Source organism: Pontibacter flavimaris (assembly GCF_001907195.1).
Classification (GTDB): Bacteria; Bacteroidota; Bacteroidia; order Cytophagales; family Hymenobacteraceae; genus Pontibacter; species Pontibacter flavimaris.
Genome location: NZ_LVWA01000004.1, coordinates 665736 through 685746, shown reverse-complemented (window position 1 = coordinate 685746; position 20011 = coordinate 665736). Strand labels below are relative to the sequence as shown.

Below are 20011 nucleotides of genomic sequence, written 5' to 3'. Positions count from 1 at the left end.
CTGCCTGAATCAGGAGCCCGGAATCTTAGCAAGTAAAAGCCAGTTCCGGAGCAGGTGCAGGCCGTGGGTGGTGAGTGCCGCCTCCGGGTGGAACTGCAGTGCGTAAAGCGGCAGCTCCCGGTGCCGGAACGCCATCAGCTCGCCCTCCTGCGTGCGGGCCAGCGGTTTTATACTTTCAGGTGTTTGGCGCAGCACCAGCGAGTGGTAGCGCACCACCGGCATGGTGGCTGGCAAGCCCTCGAAAAGCGGGTCTTCCTCACAGATGATCTCCGATATCTTGCCGTGCATCGGCCGCAGCCCCTTCTCCAGCTTCGCCCCGAAAAACTCACCCAGCGCCTGGTGCCCCAGGCAAATGCCCAGCATTGGCACGCGGTTATGGTAGTAGCTGATCACCTCCATCATACTTCCGGCACTTTGCGGCACACCCGGTCCCGGCGAGAGCACCACCGCCTCTATGGGCAGCTTCTGCAGCTCGCGCAGCGGCACATCGTTGCGCACCACCTCCACCTCTACCCCCAGCCTACCGAAGTAGTCCACCAGGTTGTAGGTAAACGAGTCGAAGTTATCGAGCAGCAAAAGCATGGGAAGTTAGAAAGTTTGGAAGTTAGAAGGTTAGAAAGTTAAAGTGTGAAGCATTCGTTAATGAATGCTTCCCTAGATTTCTCATACTTCATCGAGCAGCTTGATGTGCCTTACCCAAGCCATGAAAGTATGTTCCCACACTTTCTAACTTTCTAACCTTCTAACTTTTTAACTTTCTAACTCCTAAAAGTGTTGCCGGAGGGAGGTGATGAGCGCTTTGATGAAGGGGAGCACGTAGCTGAGAATGTCGAGGGCGTAGGGCGTGGTCTTGAGCACCACCGGGTATACCATCGAGGCGTCGGCCGTATCCTTAGACACACTGATGCCGGCCATGTCCGATACGTAGAGCAGCAGGCTCAGGGCCAGGCACCACTTTAGGGCGCCCAGTATACTTCCCAGCACGTTATCAAACAGGCCAAAGGGCGTGAAGTCGATCACCTTCTTGAGCAGCAGGCCGCTCAGGTGGATGAGCAGGATAATGCCTACGAACACTACCAGAAAGGTAACATAGGGCAACAGTCCATGCGCGTCGCCAATAAAGCCGGCCATTAAGGGCAGTGCCGTGTCCAGCAGTTTCAGGCCGCCAAGTATGGCCAGCACCAGCGCCACCAACGACACCAGTTCCAGCAGCAGCCCCTTCCGGAAGCCCATGAAGGCGCCATAGGCAATCGGGATAGCCAGGAAAAAATCAAACGTACTCATATCATCATAAAAGGTGGAAGCAGCAGGAAATCATACTTCGTAAGTATGGCGCGGCCATACTTTACTTGTAAATCACAGCCGTCGCCGCCGTGGAAGAACGTCGGCAACGGCTGCAAATTTATACTTTAAAAATCAGTATTGCTCAGCAACTCGCCCACAGTTTGCGAAATAGCGCGCCCGTCGGCCTGGCCGGCCAGTTCTTTGGTGGCCACGCCCATCACCTTGCCCATGTCTGACGGCCCGGTGGCGCCCACACGCTGGATGATCTCTACCAGGCGGGTGCGCAGGTCACCCTCGTCCAGCTGCTTGGGCAGGTAATCTTCTATCACGGTCAGTTCCGCCAGTTCTACCTGCTCCAGGTCAGTGCGGCCCTGCTGGGCATACAGCTCCGCCGACTCGCGGCGCTGCTTGGCGGCTTTGGTCAGGAGCTTCATCTCCGTGTCCGGCGTGATGCCCTCGGTGCCGCCCTTCTCGGTCTCGGCCAGCATAATCTGGGATTTTATACTTCTGAGCGCCTGCAAACGGGCTTTATCCTTGGCCAACATCGCTTGTTTAATGCCGGCATCGATGCGTTGTTTTAGAGTCATAGTTTTCTGGTTTTATACTTTTATCTGGTTGAGGTGCTATTGCTTACGTAGGCTGCGCGCTTTTATATGCGTGTGTGGCGGCGGCCAGAGGCTGTCATCTTAAACAAAATTCCGTTAATTTAGTCATTCTATTACGTAAGACGACGACAGGGCTGTGGCCCGCAAGCAAGAGCCATGACAAAGCTGAGTGTAAATATAAACAAAATAGCCACGCTGCGGAACGCCCGCGGTGGCGACAGGCCAAATGTGGTGCAGGCAGCCAGGGACTGCGAGCGTTTCGGCGCGCAGGGCATAACCGTGCACCCGCGCCCCGACGAGCGCCACATCCGCTACCAGGACGTGTACGACCTGAAGGAAGTGGTGACGACGGAATTCAATATTGAAGGCAACCCGACGCCCGAATTCCTGAAACTGGTGAAAGAGATCAAACCCGCACAGGCCACGCTGGTGCCCGATGCCCCCGACGCCATTACTTCCAATGCGGGCTGGGACACCCTGAAGCACAAGGATTTCCTGACGGACGTGATTCTGGAGCTGAAGGAGCTGGGCATCCGCACCTCCATTTTTGTGGACCCGGAGGAACGGATGATTGAAGGCGCCGCACTGGTGGATACCGACCGGGTGGAGCTGTACACCGAAGCCTACGCCAGCAACTTCCACAAAGATCGCGAGAAAGCCATCGCGCCATACCTGAAGGCTGCCCAAAAGGCGCAGGAATTCGGCATAGGCCTGAACGCCGGCCACGACCTGGACCTGGACAACCTCAAATACCTGCACGACACCCTGCCGGGCTTGCTGGAGGTTAGCATCGGCCACGCCCTGATCTGCGACGCTTTATACTTCGGCCTGGAAAACACGATCCAACTCTACCTTCGCCAGCTAAAGTAGTGGTTAAAAGTATAACCATAGAAGAATTCCTCCAGTTGACGGAGCGGCTGCCCGTGCTGGATGCCCGCGCCCCCAAGGAGTATGCCGTCGGCCACTTGCCGGCTGCAACGAGTTTCCCTATTTTCTCAGATGAGGAGCGCGCCAAAGTGGGCACCGCCTATAAACAGCAGGGCCACGACCCGGCCGTTCTGATCGGTTTGGACCTGTTCGGGCCCAAGATGTCCAAATTTGTGAAGCAGGCAACCAAGCTGGCTCCCGGGAAAGAGTTGCTGGTGCATTGCTGGCGCGGCGGCATGCGCAGCGGGGCTATGGCTTGGCTCCTTGATTTTTCCGGGTTCAATGTATACCTGCTGCAAGGCGGCTATAAAGCTTACCGGCAGTACCTGCACCAGCAGTTCGAGGCACCGCGCAAGCTGCTTACATTGAGTGGCTTTACCGGCAGCGGCAAAACAGACCTGCTGCCCTACCTGCAACAGCAGCACCAGCAGGTAATCGATCTGGAGGGGCTCGCCAGCCACAAAGGCTCTGCCTTCGGAAGTATAGGCATGCACCCGCAACCCTCCACCGAGCATTTTGAAAATTTGCTGGGCACCGAGCTGCTCAAACAAGACAGCGCAAAACCTACCTGGCTGGAAGACGAAAGTATAACCATTGGCAGGGTGCAGATCCCAAAGCCATTCTTCGACCGGATGCAGGAGTCGCCAGCCATCGTGCTGCATGTGCCGCTGCCGCTGCGGGTGAAAAAACTGGCGGAAGAGTACTGCCAAACCGATAAAGCCCTGCTGGAGGCAGCCATCCTGAAGATAAAGAAACGCCTGGGCGGGCTGGCCACCAAAGAAGCGCTGGAGGCAATTCAAACCGGCGATATGGAGAAGATGGTGGAGATTGCCCTCACCTACTACGATAAAGCCTACAGCCACGAGCTGGCCAAAAAGCAGCACGTGCTGCCGCTGGAGCTACAAAGTATAAACCCCGAAGAAAACGCCGCCAAGGTGCTGGCCTTCGCCAAACAACATCACCTGATTTAATGATTATGGAAGAGACAACCACCCAACCTATAAAACTTACCCAGTACAGCCACGGCGCTGGCTGCGGCTGCAAAATATCGCCAAAAGTGCTCGACTCCATCCTGCACTCGGATATTACTTACCCCGAGGAAAAGCGCCTGCTGGTGGGCAACAGCTCCCGCGACGACGCCGCCGTGTACGACATCGGCAACAACCGCGCCGTGATCAGCACCACCGACTTCTTTATGCCGATTGTGGACGACGCCTACGATTTTGGCAGAATTGCTTCGGCCAACGCTATCTCGGATGTGTATGCCATGGGCGGCACGCCTATGATGGCGATTGCTGTGCTGGGCTGGCCGATTGACAAACTGGCTCCCGAAGTTGCCAAGCTGGTGATAGAAGGCAGCCGCAGCATTTGCCATGAGGCAGGTATTCCGTTGGCTGGTGGCCATAGCATTGACAGTCCCGAGCCTATTTTCGGTTTGGCCGTAACTGGTATGCTCGACATCCCGAACCTGAAACGCAACGACACTGCCACCGCCGGCTGCGAGTTATACTTGACCAAACCGCTTGGTGTGGGCATACTGACCACCGCCCAGAAAAAAGCCATCCTGAAGCCGGAGCACGCGCAGCTGGCACCGCAGCAAATGATGCAGCTTAACAAGATCGGTGCGGAACTGGGCCAACTTTCGCAGGTAAAAGCCATGACCGACGTAACCGGCTTTGGTTTGATGGGCCACCTTTCGGAGATGTGCGAGGGCAGCAACTTAGTCGCTGAAGTATACTTTGACAAAGTGCCCGTACTACCTGAAGCGCTGGAATACCTGGCCCAGAAAGCCATCCCAGGTGGCACCCACCGCAACTTCGACAGCTACGGCCACAAAATAGCGGACCTTACTCCAGACCAGAAACACCTGCTCAGCGACCCGCAAACCAGCGGCGGCCTGTTGGTGGCGGTTGACCCAGCTGGACGAGACGAAGTGCTGGCTGTTTTTGAAAAGTATGGGCTGCAACTGGAGCCGCTGGGCGTGCTGAAGGAGCGGGCAAATGATGAGAAACTGATCCGTGTGGTTTAAACATCCGTAAGCTTAACCTGATAACTGTTAACTGAAAAAATGAAGCTACACTATAAGGAAATGGGCCACGGCCAGCCGCTGCTGATTCTGCACGGCTTGTTTGGGACCTTGGATAACTGGGCCACCCTGGCCAAGCGATTGGCAGAGCATTACAATGTTTTTCTGGTAGACCTGCGCAACCACGGCCGCTCACCGCACAGCGAACAGCACGATTACGATGCCATGGCCGACGACGTGCTGCGCCTGGTGGACGAGCTGCAGATTCCCACTCCGGCCATTATGGGCCACTCGATGGGCGGCAAGGTAGCCATGAAGTATGCCCTGAAGTACCCTACCCGCATCACCAGGTTAATTGTTGTCGATATTGCCCCCAAAGCCTACCCGCCGCACCACGACGAGATCATCAACGCGCTGCAGTCGGTGGACCTGAGCACCGCTACCAGCCGGGGAGAGATAGACAAGCAGCTGGCTAAAAGTATAAAAGAGGAGGAGGTGCGCCTGTTCCTGATGAAGAACCTCTACCGCAAAGAGGACAGCACCTTTGGTTGGCGCATGAACCTGGATGTGCTGGAGAAGAACTACGAGCAAATCGCCGCCGCCATAACCTCCGATACGCCCTTCAAGAAGCACGCCCTGTTCATCAAAGGCGGACGCTCCGGCTATATAAAGCAGGAGGATATTTATGGTAGCATTGAGCACCTGTTTACGCTTGTAGAGGTAGAGACCATAGCCGAGGCAGGCCATTGGGTACACGCCCAGGCCCCCGACCAAGTATACGAGCTGGTTACCAGGTTCCTGGATGCTGACTAGGCCCAGTGATGAAGTTGCTTCATAGGGTGTTGCAGGATTACAGGATACGCCGGGTAAAGTATAATACTTGATCAAAGTATAGATCCGAGACTTGCGTATACTTTCGCGGGACATCCAGTTAATCCCACGCCCTGTAAATCCTGGTTCAGACATAAGCTGCCGCCGCCCCAAAGCGGTGGCAGTTTTCGTTTAGCCGAAATCAACAATTTAGCAATGAAGCAATCCAACAATGTAACTACCTTTACCGCATGAAAAAGACCGGCACTTTATATTTAATACCCACCATACTTGCCGAAGGCACACAAGACCAGGTGATCTCGCCGCAGGTAAAGGAGATGGTGCAGCACTTGACTTACTTTATCGTGGAGAACCTGCGCACGGCCCGCCGCTTTGTAAAAAGCATCTGCCCGGAGCTGGTGATAGAGCAGCTAAGGTTTGTGCAGGTGGATAAGGATGCCACGCCTGCCCAGGTACAGGCCTCTTTAAAGCCGCTACTGGAGCAGGGGACGGATGCCGGCATTATCTCAGAGGCGGGCTGCCCCGGTATCGCCGACCCAGGCGCCGAGGTGGTAAAGTATGCGCACCAGAAAAGTATAAAGGTCGTGCCGTTTGCCGGTCCCTCGGCCATACTTCTAAGTTTAATGGCCAGTGGCTTTAACGGGCAGCAGTTCTGCTTCCATGGCTACCTGCCCATCGAGAAGCGCGACAGGTTGCAGGCGCTGCGGCAGTTGGAGAAGGAGATGCAGCAACGCAGCCAGACGCAGATCTTCATGGAAACGCCCTATCGCAACAACAAACTACTGGAGGACCTGCTCGCTACCCTCCACCCCGACACCAAGCTCTGCATCGCCGCCAACATCACCTCCCCGGAGCACGAGTTCATCCAGACCAAAAGTATAAGCCAGTGGCGCGGCAAACTGCCCGACATACACAAGCAGCCCGCGGTTTTTCTGATTTACAGGTAGACACCGGTTTCATACAAAAAGCCCCGGCTCATACTTTGAGCCGGGGCTTTTTGTATGGAAAAGAAAAGGCCCCCGGAAACCGGGGGCCTTTGTCCAATGAAGAAGACTACTACCTAGTATTCTAATCTATCTACTTTATTAATCATTTGCTTGTTTAGGCTCTACTACTCAACATCCCACCATACTCTGGAAGAGTTTTTATCAGCAGCTGGTGCTAGACCAGATATACCTGCTTGTAGGTTCGCGTTGTTCAATGTAGATTCCTCAACAGGATAATTGTATCTTCTGGCAATGGCACCGTCATTCAGTGCATCTTCAGCAGGATTCAAAGCAGGATAACCTGTTCTTCTCCACTCTGCCCAGGCATCAAAACCCTGTGGATACAGCGCCTTCCACTTCTCTTCGCCAATTACCTGTAGCATACCAACAGTAGCAGCGTTTACCAAACGAGCTGCAACATAGGTGCTGACCTCCTCAGGGCGGAAATCCACTTTAGCACCAGCCTTTTCGTCCCATGTTTCGAAAGACTTTTGAATGCCTTTAGTAAGCATGTCTGCGGCTACCTCACTTGTCCAGCCTCTAGCGGCCGCCTCTGCTCTGTTCAGGTAAGTGTAAGCAGCTGTCATTACAGGAAGTGGAGCCTCAGCCGCCCAGATGATGGTTGACATCTTGTTTTTACCTGTACCACTCTCGTCGTTGTAGCCGTAAGGCACACCTTCTGCAGTTGCTGATGTGCCGTATACCTTAATACGAGCGTCGAAAGTAGTGTTAGAGGTTGGGTTCAGAGAACCTTCAGCACTCTTAGCATCACCCTGCAACGCATCCACAAACTCGTCTGCCAGGAAGTAGTCAGCACGTCTGTTACGGTTGAATGGGTTCTGGTAAGCTGTCAGCGACTCATATCTGAACCAGGCTTCTTCCTCTATGTTTTCGATGGCACCGGCTGGATGGTTCAACGCTTCGTTGAACACACCTACAGCGTCAATCGAAGAAGTAGCATCTACTTCAGACAGCTGCAGGGCAGCCTGCATCAGCACAGAGTTGGCAAGCTTCTGCCAGTTGTCCAGATCACCATCATACAGGATATCGCCAATTGGTGCCACGCTTCCACCTTCCGCCAACAGATCGCGGCCCTCCTGTAGGTCTGCTATCAGCTGTGTGTAGATCTGCTCCTGTGTATCGTAAGCAGGCGTGAGGTTATCCAGTCCCTTGAATGCCTCTGTAAAAGGTGCGTCACCCCAGGAATCCGTCAGCCTCTTCAACACGATCGCTCTGAAGATCAGGGCTTCTCCTAGCTGCAGGCTAGGATCACCTTGCGCAAGCAGTTCAGGTGTGTGCTGTGCTTCATCGCGGGCGATGTCGATTACTGCATTCAGGTTAGGCAGGACACGGTTATAGTATGTTGCCCAAGAAGCAGGCGTTTCAGCATACAGCATTTCGTCTGTATACGTAACCTGCGACTGGTACTGCACATACAAGGTCGGGTTCAGTACACCCTGACGGCCAGTCATGGTTGCAAAGGACTGGATGGCGCCAGATAATAACCCCGCAGGATATGGATCGTTGGGTCCGTTAGGGTTTTCGTTGATATCCCCAAAGTCCACTGTTTCGCAGGCAGTAAAGCCTTGTGCAAGCACAAGCCCTAGTGCCAAGTATATAAATCTTTTCTTCATTTTCGTAATTTTAGAATGTCAGTCTAACGTTTACACCATAGCTCTTTGTACCTGGCAACTGTGCGTTCTCACCGTAAGTCTGAGAAAGCTCAGATGGATCCCAACGGTGGAAGTTGTCGTCAGATACAGACATCAGCCACAGGTTTCTGCCCACCACGCCAATAGTAGCGCCTTTGATCACGTTGTTCTTCAGGGCTCCGTCTTTAAACAGGCTGGAGAGGTCATAAGACAAGTTAACATCTCTCAGCTTGATGAAGCTGGCATCATGCACGAAAGGCTCTGCAATAGAGTTCGCGTTGAACTGCTGGTAGTAATCTATACCTTCTATATAAGTATCCACAGCCTCACCATTTGGTGTAACACCTACTACGTGCACACCACCACCGTCAGCAACTGCATCACGCACGTTATTGCCTCTGTCGTTAATGCTGGCAGTTTCTTCTAACAGACCAGAGTAATAGCCCCACTGCTCAGAAAGCGAGAAGAACTTACCACCTTTCTGGAAGTCGATAGCCGCTGTAAGCGACAGGCCTTTGTAGCTGAATCTGTTCAGGATACCACCTGTAAAGTCTGGCAGCACAGAACCAAAGTACTTGTTAGCCTCTGTTACATACAAGCCGTTCTCATTCACAATGCGATTACCGCTTTCATCTGTCGCAAAACCAATGCCTCTCAACTGGCCCCAGTTACTGCCAAGCTCATGCACAACCGTTACAAAATCCCAATCGTCGGCACCACCTGGCGCTTCAATCGCATCCAGACCTTCAGGAAGCTCATCAACCGTGGTTCTGTTTCTGGCATAGTTCACAAGGATATTCCAGTTAAAGCTGTTGTCTGACTTGAACACATCACCGTCAATAGCTACTTCTATACCTTTTCTGGAAGAAGCACCGGCGTTTGTCAGGAAGTCACTGTAACCGGTCGTAGTAGAGATACTTACTGGAATGATCTCATCCTCGCGTGTCTCATCATAGTAAGTGAAGCTTGCGCCGATTCTGTTGTTAATAAACCTTAGGTCAAAACCAGCCTCGAAAGAGGTGTTAAGCGCAGGCTTGATGTTAGGGTCAACCAGTAGTGTCTTGCTATATACCAACAGGTTAGAGCCACCCCAAGGCTGAGATCCAAGAGAGTAAACCGGGTTGATGCGCTGAGCGGCAACGTCGTTACCTACCTGTGCCCAGCCGGCTCTGATCTTACCGAATGAGAGCGCTTCGAAACCATCCATTAGCTCCGTGAAGATAAAGCTGGTACCGATACCTGGGTAACCATAGCCATTCTTGTCGTTTGGCAGGGCAGAGCTCCAGTCTCTTCTGTAGCTTGCATCCACATAGAGCATATCTCTGAAACCGATAGAGGCGTTACCGTAAATGCTTCGTACTTCCTTGTCTCTGAAAGTAGTCTGTGGGGTTGGCGTGATACCAGCGTTCGGGAAGATGTAGAGGTCAGGGATGATCAAACCACCTGTGTTAGCACCTGGGGTCATGCGAGCCTGGAAAATGCTATAATCGTTCTTTCTGATGTTGCCACCCACAAAGGCGTTGATATCAAAGTCACCGAACTCATTCTCGTAACGCAGGTCAGAGCTGAAGTTGTTCTCAGACTCAGACAGGTCGTAGCGCCCGAAAGCATTGCTCCATGGGTTGTACAGGTCCGCAGCAGCAGAGCTAGACAGTGAGGAAGGAAACTTTTCTTCGAACAGGTACTCTGTGGCAGTTCTTGAGCCAGTTGCCGTCAACTTCCAGTTGTCGTTGAAGCTGTAAGCGGCAGAAAGGCTACCGGTAAAGTTATCGTTGCTTCTCGTCTGGTCATAACGCTCCAGGAAAGTATACGGGTTGTACCAGAAGGCTGGCTTCTCATAGCTTTGTGTTGAAAGCGCTCCGTAAGCAGTATAATAGTCTGGTCCCCACCAGTTCCAGGATGTAGAATATCCCGCCGGAGTCTCCAGGTTTCTCAGCTCTCTCAGCTTGTCGGTATCCACGTTGCGTGAGAACCAGGAGTTGAACATACCGGAAGTCTGGTTGCTGTAACCATCTTCCTGATCACCGGTAATTTCTGATGTAGTATAACGGATATTGGCATCCACTCGGAGTTTCTCAGTGGCATTAAAGCCAAAATTCGTCGTGATGAAGTGCTTCTTCAGATCTGTGAATGGTGTAATACCACTTTGATCTAGGTTGGTGTAAGAGATACGGGCGTTATATTTCTCGTTACCGCCGCCAAATGCGATGGAGTTCTTTTTTGTTACACCCGTGTCATAGAAGTTTTTAATGTTATCTGGCTGCGCTTCATAGGCGACAGTCTTTCCAAAGTATGGGTTAGGATTCTCTGCTGATCCAGGCCACCAGGCATACCATGGCACATACTGCTGGCCATCGAATTTAGGGCCCCAGCTTTCGTCTGCATAGTTCTCGTCCCATAGCAGGTAGCGTTGGCCGTTAAAAACCTGCCACTCTTGCGGATAAGGCACGCTCAAAGGATTGCCATCATCATCATAATCATACACAGCACCTGCCGCGTAATCAAAAGTACCAAAGGCACCATTTTGGCTGTAGCCGCCACCATACTCGTTTTGATACTTAGGCAGGTAAGACACTTTGTCCCACATTGTAGAGCTGGTAACTTCTACGGAGATATCCCCTGTACCTTTCTTTGTGGTGATTACCACCACACCTGCTTCAGCACGCTGGCCATAAAGAGAGGTTGCGTTTGGTCCTTTCAGGACGTTCACTGACGCCACATTCTCCATGTCCACATCATTCGGATCAGAAACCGGCACACCGTCTACAATGTAAAGCGGGTCATTGTCGCTTGTAAGAGAGATGGCACCTCTGATACGAATTTTACCGAACTGACCCAGTTTTGAACCAGCCTGGCCATTAATCTGAACACCTGCCACTTTACCTGCAAGTGCATCTTTGATGTTAACGTTCTGGGTGATGTTAAGGTCTTTAGCCTCAACCTCCTGCGTAGCGTAGGTAACGGTTCTTTTATCTCTTTCGATACCCAGGGCTGTTACAACAACCTCCTGCAGTTGCTCAGAGTCGGTTGCAAGCGCTACATCAATAGAACTTGCGTTACCGATGGCGCGCTCTACCGTAGAGTAGCCAATAAATCTAAATACCAGGGTATTGCTTCCCTCAGGCACGTTAATGGAATAAGAGCCGTCTACACCAGACGTAGTACCTACGGTGGTACCTTTAGCAATTACAGCAACGCCTGGCAACGGCTGGCTGGTAGCAGCATCCGTCACTCTACCAGTGATGGCCCTTACCTGTGCCATAGCCTGATGCAATAAGGCCGTCACAAGCAAGAGACTCAGGAATAGAATTTTCTTCATTGTGTTTTAGTTTAAAGTGAGAGTTGGGTTAAAATGATTATCAATTGTTCAAGACTAAACTGCCTTCGTGGGAATTCAACAGACACAGCGGCGCAGACAAGACACACTTGGGCACAAAGGTGCATTTAGCCTCTGTAGCAGCTGAAAACAACTTCTTAGCCCCTTAAACACCTCAGCCCGACATAGTAGCTATATGCTGGGCGAACTTTACACTCTAAGCGAGTGAGAGCATTTAAGAGACGTGTATAATGGTATTACTAGAGGGGGGATATGAATTATACCGCCAGGGTATACAGGGAAAGAGTAAAGAGTTAACCATATAATGTTTGTTTAAGGTGAGATTCTATTCAACAAGTTTATTGAAAAGCAATCGTATTAACAAATGATTATTTATTTTTTTGAATCTTATCATCCGTGCTTAGAGGGCCGCCACAAGCCGTTTACTATGTAAATACCTAGCTTTCAACACCTCCACGCAAGTACCCGTAAAAAGGTGCAGACCTTGAAATTAAGCCATGTAAGATCCTTCCTAAGCAGATTTCCGATACAGTTCCTCAGTAAGGGAGGTCTACAACCGCTTCTAAGAGACAGGTTACGTGGAAATCGCTTTTAAGGACAGTATTCTTATAGATTTATTAATATATATTGTTATTAATTATACTTTAGTTATACTTTACCCGCCAATCGAATAAGGACAAAACAAAAGGCTCCCGGAAGCCGGGAGCCTTTTCCAATGAAGAAGACTTCTACCTAGTTTTCTATTTTAAGACTTCTCATACTTTATGTCAACGCTTTCTTACTGAACATCCCAGAAAAGCTTGGTAGAGCTTTCATCACCACCAATAGCCGAGGCCGCTGCGTCGCGGTTGTTTGGGTTCAGCGTTTGCTCGTTGACAGGGTAGATTAACCTGGTAGGCACTATCAAGCCTTCTACCGGAGGTATCAAAGTTGGAGCATCCAATCTTCTCCATGTCAACCAGGCCTCATAGCCTCTGTTGAAGTACGCAATCCAGGCTTGTCTGCCAATCTTTTCTCTCCATTCACCGGGAGCCGTAGCGTAGTTCACCTCAGGCTGAGCCAGATAAGCGTCTGCCTCTGCCTCTGTTCCGCCCCAGTATAGAATGGATGCTCTGATGGCTGCATTGTAGTGCTCCGCAGCAGGTTCAGCAATAAAGCCCCTTTCAGCGGCTTCGGCCAGCAGGAACTCCACCTCAGCGTAGTCTAGTAACACCCCGGGGAAGTCGAGTTGGGCTACTTTCTCACTTACGGTAGAGTTTGCCTCATAATCGTTGGAGAAACCAACGGTGCCACCCACAAACTCCCCATCAACATCGGTAAAGTACTGCGGCCTTCTAGGGTCATCCAGCTCATTCATTAAATCGACCAGTGTGCTGGCTGCTATAAAGTCCTCCCTGCTGGAAAGATCGCCTTTCACGTTATCCGAGATAGGGTTGTTGTTCGGAGTGGCAGACGTGTAAGGGAATATGGCATTATCCGCGTTGCTTTCGAACACATTTGGCGCTGCTTCTGCCACAAGCGTTCCGGCTTTAGCCGCATCCACATCGGCTATCACCATGGCTAGCCGCAGCTTCAAAGAGTTGCCAAACTTTACCCATTGCGCCATGTCTCCATTGTAAAGCACATCTCCCTCTTCAAAGCCCATTAAAGGCTCACCTGCCTCATCCATCGTTTTAATGAGCCCTAAGGCCGTGTCCAGGCGGTTCAGGATGTCGTTGTAAATCGCCTGATCATCATCGTACACTGGCTGGGTATTGGTCGGATCAAGCGCCTCCGTGTAAGGCACATCGCCGAAAGTAGTTACCAGAACTGACCAGGCGTATACCTCCATAATCTCAATTTGAGCCAGCTGATTGTTTCTTAAGGTCTCATTAATTGTCTCATCAGCAAGTAACAAACGTTTAGCCTCGTTCAAGTCTGCCAGCACATCGCGGTAAAGCGCATTCCAGAAGTTTTGAGGAATCAAACGACCGGTCATGTTGTACCTGGGCTCCTCTACATACTGGGTTGTCGCCCAGTGCTGCACATATAGTCTGATGTTGTTCGTGTTAACGTTCGGAGTGGTCAGCACGTCCGTCAGGTTCAGCAATGCGCTGGTGAACAGCGTGGCAGGTGGCGCGTTAGTTGCCCGCTTCGTGTCGATATTATATTCATCCAGGTCGTCTACGCACGCTGCCATAAACACCAGCGAGAGTAAGCATATGATAAGTTTCTTCATCTCTTTATAGTTTAGAAATTAAATCTAACGTTAAATCCGTAGGTTCTGAAAGCTGGGTATGCGCCAGACTGGTAACCTCTGGAGGCGTTGCCTGAGCTAAGGCCTTCTTCCGGATCGGAGTACTCCATGTTCTTGTGGATAATCCATAGGTTACGGCCTATCAGCTGTAAATCAATCCCATTAATAAAACCGAGGTTCTCAATCAGGGACTGAGGCAGGGCATAGGAAAGGGCAACCTCTCTGAGTTTCACGAAACTGCCGTCGAACACATACATGGCCCTTGGCGCTTCTATACCACCGGCAGCGTACCCAAAGGGAGTATTGCCGTTGCCGTCCGTATTCTCTGCATAGATGTCGTTACGGGTACCATCCTCTTTCACGCCGGGCAGCAGTACACCACCGCCTTCAGCTACCGGAAGACGGGAAGGGTTCCCTTTGCCGTTCAACCCGGCAGAGTTCGGATACAGGCCTGTGGCTTCTCCATACCATTGGTCAAGGGAGAAAATATCGCCTCCGTGGCGCACGTCGATCAGGAAGCCAAGCGACACGCCTTTAAAGGTGAGGGTGTTGTTAACTCCACCAGTCCAATCGGGGTTAGGATCACCAATGATATCAGCCGCGTTACCGGAGTTCAGGTAGTAACCCCCGGAGTTGACAGTCTTTTCTCCATTTGTATAAACGAAGTCAGTGCCTCTGATTACACCAAATGGCTCGCCGACAGCAGCGTTAAGCGATACCCCACCCTGGAAAGTGGCAAGCGGGATGTTCTGAACGTCCTGGTACAGGCTTACAACTTCATTTCGGTTACGGGCAAAGTTTATATTGATGTTCCATGAGAAATCTCCGGACTGAACAGGGGTTGCAAAGGCAGCTACCTCAAACCCCTTATTTTCCACTTCACCAGCGTTCACCCACTGTGCCGTATAGCCTGTGGCACCGGTAGTGGATACGTTGATGATCTGGTCTACCGTGCTTGACCGGTAGTAGGTAAAGTCAAACCCGAAAAGGCTGTTTAAGAAGTCTGCCTCAATACCAGCTTCAAAGCTCTTTGTCCGCTCCGGCTTCAGGTTCTCGTTATTCTTAGTGTTTGGCAACGAGAAAATAGGGACGGAACCCAAACCTGTTGGCTGTGTGTACACATCGAATATACTTAGTGGCTGGGCACTATTGCCTACCTCGGCATAGTTTACCCGAAGCTTACCGCCTGACAGCCAAGGCAGCTGGAGAAGATTGGAGAACACCACGTTTGCAGCCACAGAAGGATAAAAGTATGAATTATCTTCTTCTGGCAGTGTAGTGGATTTATCCCGGCGGGCAGAAAGCTCGAGGAAGTAGGTATCCTGGAAGCCGATGTTGGCATTAGCGAAAATACCATCTACCCCTTCCCGCTCAAAGTTTTCAATAGGTGCGGTAATAGGGTTAACTGAGTTCGACAGCGCGTATAGCCTTGGTACAACAAGGCCGCCGTTAGTGCTTGCTCTTATATCGCTCAGGCGGTCTCTGCGCAGGTTGGTTCCAATTAATCCATTCAGGCTAATATCCTCCGTAATATCCCTGTTGAAGTTTAAGAAGAGGTCATAGTTGGTTTCGTTGAACTCTCTGTCATACCGCTCATACTCACTCACGTCAGCACTTCCTATGGCTACACGCTCTTCCTGCATATCCGTGGTTGTGTTGAAAGTGACCCTGCCCATTAAGCTTAACCAATCCGTAAACTTGTAGGTAGCAGAGGCATAGCCGTAGAAGTTGTCTCTGGAGTCGTTGGAGTAGTTCTCGAATCTTGTCCAATAGGGGTTATCAGAGTAGATAGGGCCCGTGTTTGCGGCATTCCAGTTCCAGGTAATGTTCTGGCGGTTTCTGAAATAAGCATCCTCCTGCTCTTTGATATCCACGTTGGTCTGCCACCACTGCCTGAACTGCTGGTTAGGGTTACGGCCCTGATAACCTGTTCCATACCTACCCACCCCTTTGGTGCGTGCATAGTTGGCAGAAGCACTCACTGATAGCTTTTCAGTTGCCTCAAAGGTACCTGTAAAGTTGAACAGGTCTTTATCTAGGGTGGCATTGGGCAGGTTGCCTTTGATATCATTTCGGGTGTAGCCTACCTTAAAGGTGGTCTTATCGCCGCCGCCGCTTACCATTATACTTTGGTTAGAGTTAACCCCGGTCTCATAAAATTCACTAGGGTCGTTCTCTGCAGCCACCCAGGGTCTTGTTCTGCCAAAGTTCGGGTGGAAGGGGTCAATGGCGTCCCACTGGTACACCTGCAGGTTCGGGTCGAATCTCGGGCCATAGGAGGCATCATCCTGGAAACGGACTACCGGAGCAATCCCGCTACCTAAGTCAGCAGGAGTACGAAACACTTGCGCATAGCCTGCCCCATACTCTTTCTGGTAGTCAATAAAAGTGCTTTTATCCATCGAGCTCCAGGTAACACCACTGTTTATCGTGATATTCATGCTGTTCTTCGCGCCTTTCTTCGTAGTGATCATGATCACGCCATTGGCCGCGCGCGAGCCATAAAGAGCGGTTGCAGCAGCACCTTTCAGCACGTTCACCGACTCGATGTTATCCGGGTTCAAGTCCGCGGCAGCGTTACCAAAGTCAGTTCCCGTCCTACCGGACTGCTGGTCGGCGGTGTTGGTATTGGCATTACTTACCGGCACACCGTCAATTACGAACAGGGCCTGGTTGTTGCCTGTGATAGACTTGTTACCCCGGATGATTACGTTCGTAGACCCGCCCATGGTGTTGTTGGAGCGGATATCAAGACCGGCCACCTTTCCTGAAAGCGTGTTCACAAAATCAGCGCTTCTGGTACGCGTAATCTGCTCCCCGCTAACCTGCTGGGCCGAGTAGGCCAGCTCGTTTTTGTTCCGCTCGATACCGAGGGCGGTCACCACCACCTCTTCCAGTTGCTCCGCGTCTGTCGCCAGCGCCACATTTACGGTAGAGGCGTTGCCGATGCTGCGATCTACCGTCTTATAGCCAATAAAGCTAAATGTCAGTGTGTTGCTGCCTTCCGGCACATCAAGCGTGTAGCTGCCATCTCCAGAGGTGGCGGTACCAACGGTGGTGCCTTTTACCAGAACAGTAACGCCTGGCAAGGGCTGGCTGGTAGTAGCGTCCGTCACTCTACCAGTAATGGTCCTTCCTTGTGCCATGGCCTGGTGCAACAGGACAGTCACAAGCAAAAGACTCAGGAATAGAATTTTCTTCATTGTGTTTTAGTTTAAGTGAGAGTTGTAGTATTCAGGTAAATGGTATTCAAAAGAAAAACACAGGGCGAAGGGAGGCTATGGCGTACCATATAGCGCAGCGTATCAAGCGCGCTTTAGATTAAAGAGGCAGAGACAATGACAATTGCGGGGGAGCAGTTCTGGCCACAGCCAAACACGTGCTACCTCAGTAGATTCCGGAAGCTGTGGACCATCTGATGGCCAGGCCCGGGTAAACTTTTATCCTGCTGACAAATAATGCTTTGTGATCAGCTCAGTTATTAGACTTTGTAAGGGAAATCTGGCGTACTCCTGCTACGCTGCATAGTTAGTAGAATCTCTTTCATAGCATACTTTTAGTAGTGTAAATCTATACTTTATTAAAAAAGTTATAATTGATACCCTTCAGCTATACTAAGGCAAATAAGCAATGCTCTTTCATGCCTTCACGTGGCGCCTTATACTTGGCAACTATATGATAATCAGAAGTATATATATTTAAATTTCCTCATATAGGCCCAAATTTAATTGCTAAGGCATATCAGTTAACCATACACCTTAATTGCAAAAAACATATAAATATTATACGTAAATAAAGGATATAGAGGTAAATTATTGCTCCATAAAAGGCAGAAAGGGAAAGTATGAGCGCAACCAAGGGGGATATCGCACTAATCGTATATTGATTTTATCCTAAAACAACAGCGCCCGGTGCAGAAATCTGCACCGGGCGCTGTTGTGTATACTGTGTTATACTTTGTATGCCTTAGCTAAACACTTGGTAGGTGATATAGGCCATGACATACGCCAGACCACTCATGTAAACAAGCTGCGCGGCAGGCCACGTCCAGCTCTTGGTCTCGCGGCGGACAACGGCCAGCGTGCTCACGCACTGCATCGCGAAAAGGTAAAAGATCATGAGCGAGAAGCTGCGCGCCGGCGTGAAGAATGGATCCCCGTTGGCGTCTTTCTCCGACAAAAGCTTTTCCTTGATCGTGGTCACGTTCTCCTCCTCACCTATACTATAGATGGTAGACATGGTACCCACAAACACCTCACGGGCGGCAAAAGAAGTGAGCAGGGCAATGCCTATCTTCCAGTCGTAGCCCAGGGGCCTGATAACCGGCTCTATGACATGGCCGATAACACCGGCGTAAGAAGACTCCAGTTGGTGGGAGGCGATTCTGTTCTCGGTTTGCAGTTCGGTCAGGCCTTCGGCACGCGCCTCTGTGAGCGCCTGCTGCTCTGCCCGCTCAAAGCTGTCGCCGGGGCCGTAGGAGGCCAGCACCCAAAGTATGATCGAGACGGCCACGATCACCTTACCCGCCTCAAAAACGAACGCCTTTACCTTCTCCACAATCGTCAGGCCCACGTTTTTCCAGCGCGGCATCTTGTAAGTCGGAAACTCCATGATGAAGTAGCTGCGCTCACGGGCCTTGAGTATGACCTTGAGGAGCAACGCAGAAAATATGGCCGCCAAAAAACCGATCAGGTACAGGCCCATCAGCACCAGCCCCTGCAGGTTCATAAAACCGAAGTAATACGTATCAGGCACTACCAGCGCGATCAGCACGGTATAAACCGGGATACGGGCCGAGCAACTCATCAGCGGTGTCACGAAGATGGTGATCATCCGGTCTTTCCAGTTCTCGATGGTGCGCGCCGACATCACGGCCGGCACGGCACAGGCCACGCCGGAAATAAGCGGTACCACGCTCTTGCCGTTCAGGCCGAACTTGCGCATCACCTTGTCCATCATAAAGGTAACGCGGGCCATGTAGCCGGTCTCCTCCAGGATGGCGATGAACGCGAAAAGTATGGCGATCTGCGGTATGAATATCAGTACGCCGCCCAAACCGGCGATCACCCCTTCGGTCAGCAGGTTAATCAGCGGCCCCTCAAAGTTCTCCTGTATCAGGCTGTTCAGCGCGGCGATACTGGCGTCGATGAGGTCCATGGGGTAGCTGGCCCAGGCAAAAATGGCCTGGAAGATAAGGAAAAGTATACCGAAGAAGATGAGGTAGCCAAACACCTTGTGCGTCAGGATCTGGTCGAGGCGGTTGCTGAACTTCTCGTCTTTGTCGGCTTTCTCCACGCGCACGGCGTCCAGCAGCAGTTCGTTTATCCGGGTGTAGCGCGCGATGGTCTCCTGTGCCTGTCGCGCGTTGGACTTGAAGCCCGCCTGCTCCAGCTGCTCGCCCAGCCAGGCAATATCCTCCTCGTTCAGGAACTTCAGGCTCTTGTAGAGGTGGGCATACTGCAGGGCCAGGTAATCGTTGCTGAGGCCGAAGCGGGTCTTTATACTTTCAACCAGTGGCTGCAGGTCGGCGGGAACTGTGTAAAACGTTTTATCGGCTGCGCTCAGCTGCTGCGTCACCACTATTTTGAGGGCGGCCATCCCGATGCCCTTGCGGGCGTTCATGGGGATAACGGGCACGCCCAGCTCGCGCTGCAGCGCCTCCACATCAATCTTCACGCCCTCCTGCTCGGCCACATCCACCATGTTCAGGGCCAGCACCACCGGCAGCTGCAGGTCGGCCAGCTGCGTGAACAGCAGCAGGTTGCGCTTCAGGTTAGAGGCATCGGCCGTAACCACGACCAAATCCGGGAAATGCCTTGCCTGGGAATCGTAGAGTAGGTCGGTTATCACCCGCTCATCCATCGACTTAGGGTACAGGCTGTAAGAGCCCGGCAGGTCGATGATCTCCGCCCGGATAGACGGCGTCAGCTGGGTGTAGCCCGATTTTTTATCAACTGTAACCCCCGGGAAGTTGCCCACCTTCTGGTTGAGGCCGGTAAGTTGGTTAAACAACGATGTCTTGCCAGAGTTGGGGTTGCCGATCAGGGCAATCCGGACCTCCTCCGGCCGGGCGGTGCTTTGCCTGGCCGGTTTTATTTCAGGTTGGGTAGCTACAGTCATGAAAAAG

At 51.7% G+C, this 20011-nt stretch carries 13 protein-coding genes; 5 read left to right on the top strand and 8 right to left on the bottom strand.

The window, feature by feature from the left end; genetic code table 11:
* Positions 1–9 precede the first annotated feature (9 nt).
* From A3841_RS07960 to A3841_RS07950, 3 genes are all read right to left on the bottom strand, one after another.
* Positions 10–582, bottom strand: a complete 573-nt coding sequence (locus A3841_RS07960; RefSeq protein ID WP_073851758.1) for an anthranilate synthase component II — start codon at positions 580–582, stop codon at positions 10–12.
* Between the two features lie 183 nt (positions 583–765).
* Complete coding sequence (locus A3841_RS07955; RefSeq protein ID WP_073851757.1) at positions 766–1284, bottom strand: CvpA family protein; 519 nt, start codon at positions 1282–1284, stop codon at positions 766–768.
* A 125-nt stretch (positions 1285–1409) separates the two neighbouring features.
* A complete protein-coding gene (locus tag A3841_RS07950; RefSeq protein WP_073851756.1) occupies positions 1410–1871 on the bottom strand; it encodes a GatB/YqeY domain-containing protein in 462 nt (153 codons plus the stop codon).
* Between the two features lie 174 nt (positions 1872–2045).
* On the opposite strand from A3841_RS07950, the gene A3841_RS07945 reads away from it, so the two are divergent.
* From A3841_RS07945 to A3841_RS07925, 5 genes are all read left to right on the top strand, one after another.
* The gene (locus tag A3841_RS07945) at positions 2046–2759 is read left to right on the top strand and encodes a pyridoxine 5'-phosphate synthase (RefSeq protein ID WP_073851755.1); all 714 of its coding nucleotides are present in this window, start codon (positions 2046–2048) and stop codon (positions 2757–2759) included.
* Positions 2759–3787, top strand: a complete 1029-nt coding sequence (gene mnmH, locus A3841_RS07940) for a tRNA 2-selenouridine(34) synthase MnmH (RefSeq protein WP_073851754.1) — start codon at positions 2759–2761, stop codon at positions 3785–3787. The genes A3841_RS07945 and mnmH overlap by 1 nt, the downstream gene beginning before the upstream one ends.
* A gap of 5 nt (positions 3788–3792) precedes the next feature.
* Positions 3793–4845 (top strand): selenide, water dikinase SelD, encoded by a 1053-nt coding sequence (gene selD / locus A3841_RS07935; RefSeq protein ID WP_073851900.1) that lies wholly within the window; start codon positions 3793–3795, stop codon positions 4843–4845.
* Between the two features lie 39 nt (positions 4846–4884).
* On the top strand, positions 4885–5655 hold the full coding sequence (locus A3841_RS07930) for an alpha/beta fold hydrolase (RefSeq protein WP_073851753.1): 771 nt from the start codon (positions 4885–4887) through the stop codon (positions 5653–5655).
* A gap of 248 nt (positions 5656–5903) precedes the next feature.
* On the top strand, positions 5904–6620 hold the full coding sequence (locus A3841_RS07925; protein WP_073851752.1) for an SAM-dependent methyltransferase: 717 nt from the start codon (positions 5904–5906) through the stop codon (positions 6618–6620).
* A gap of 164 nt (positions 6621–6784) precedes the next feature.
* Here the strand turns inward: A3841_RS07925 and A3841_RS07920 are convergent, their stop codons facing one another.
* The 5 genes from A3841_RS07920 to feoB all read right to left on the bottom strand — a co-directional run bounded on the left by A3841_RS07920 (position 6785) and on the right by feoB (position 20004).
* On the bottom strand, positions 6785–8293 hold the full coding sequence (locus A3841_RS07920) for a SusD/RagB family nutrient-binding outer membrane lipoprotein (RefSeq protein WP_073851751.1): 1509 nt from the start codon (positions 8291–8293) through the stop codon (positions 6785–6787).
* A 10-nt stretch (positions 8294–8303) separates the two neighbouring features.
* Complete coding sequence (locus A3841_RS07915; protein WP_083610256.1) at positions 8304–11630, bottom strand: SusC/RagA family TonB-linked outer membrane protein; 3327 nt, start codon at positions 11628–11630, stop codon at positions 8304–8306.
* 796 nt (positions 11631–12426) lie between these two features.
* The gene (locus tag A3841_RS07910; protein ID WP_073851749.1) at positions 12427–13866 is read right to left on the bottom strand and encodes a SusD/RagB family nutrient-binding outer membrane lipoprotein; all 1440 of its coding nucleotides are present in this window, start codon (positions 13864–13866) and stop codon (positions 12427–12429) included.
* A gap of 11 nt (positions 13867–13877) precedes the next feature.
* Positions 13878–17087 (bottom strand): SusC/RagA family TonB-linked outer membrane protein, encoded by a 3210-nt coding sequence (locus A3841_RS07905; protein WP_073851748.1) that lies wholly within the window; start codon positions 17085–17087, stop codon positions 13878–13880.
* A gap of 763 nt (positions 17088–17850) precedes the next feature.
* Positions 17851–20004, bottom strand: a complete 2154-nt coding sequence (gene feoB, locus A3841_RS07900) for a ferrous iron transport protein B (protein WP_073851747.1) — start codon at positions 20002–20004, stop codon at positions 17851–17853.
* Between the last annotated feature and the right edge of the window lie 7 nt (positions 20005–20011).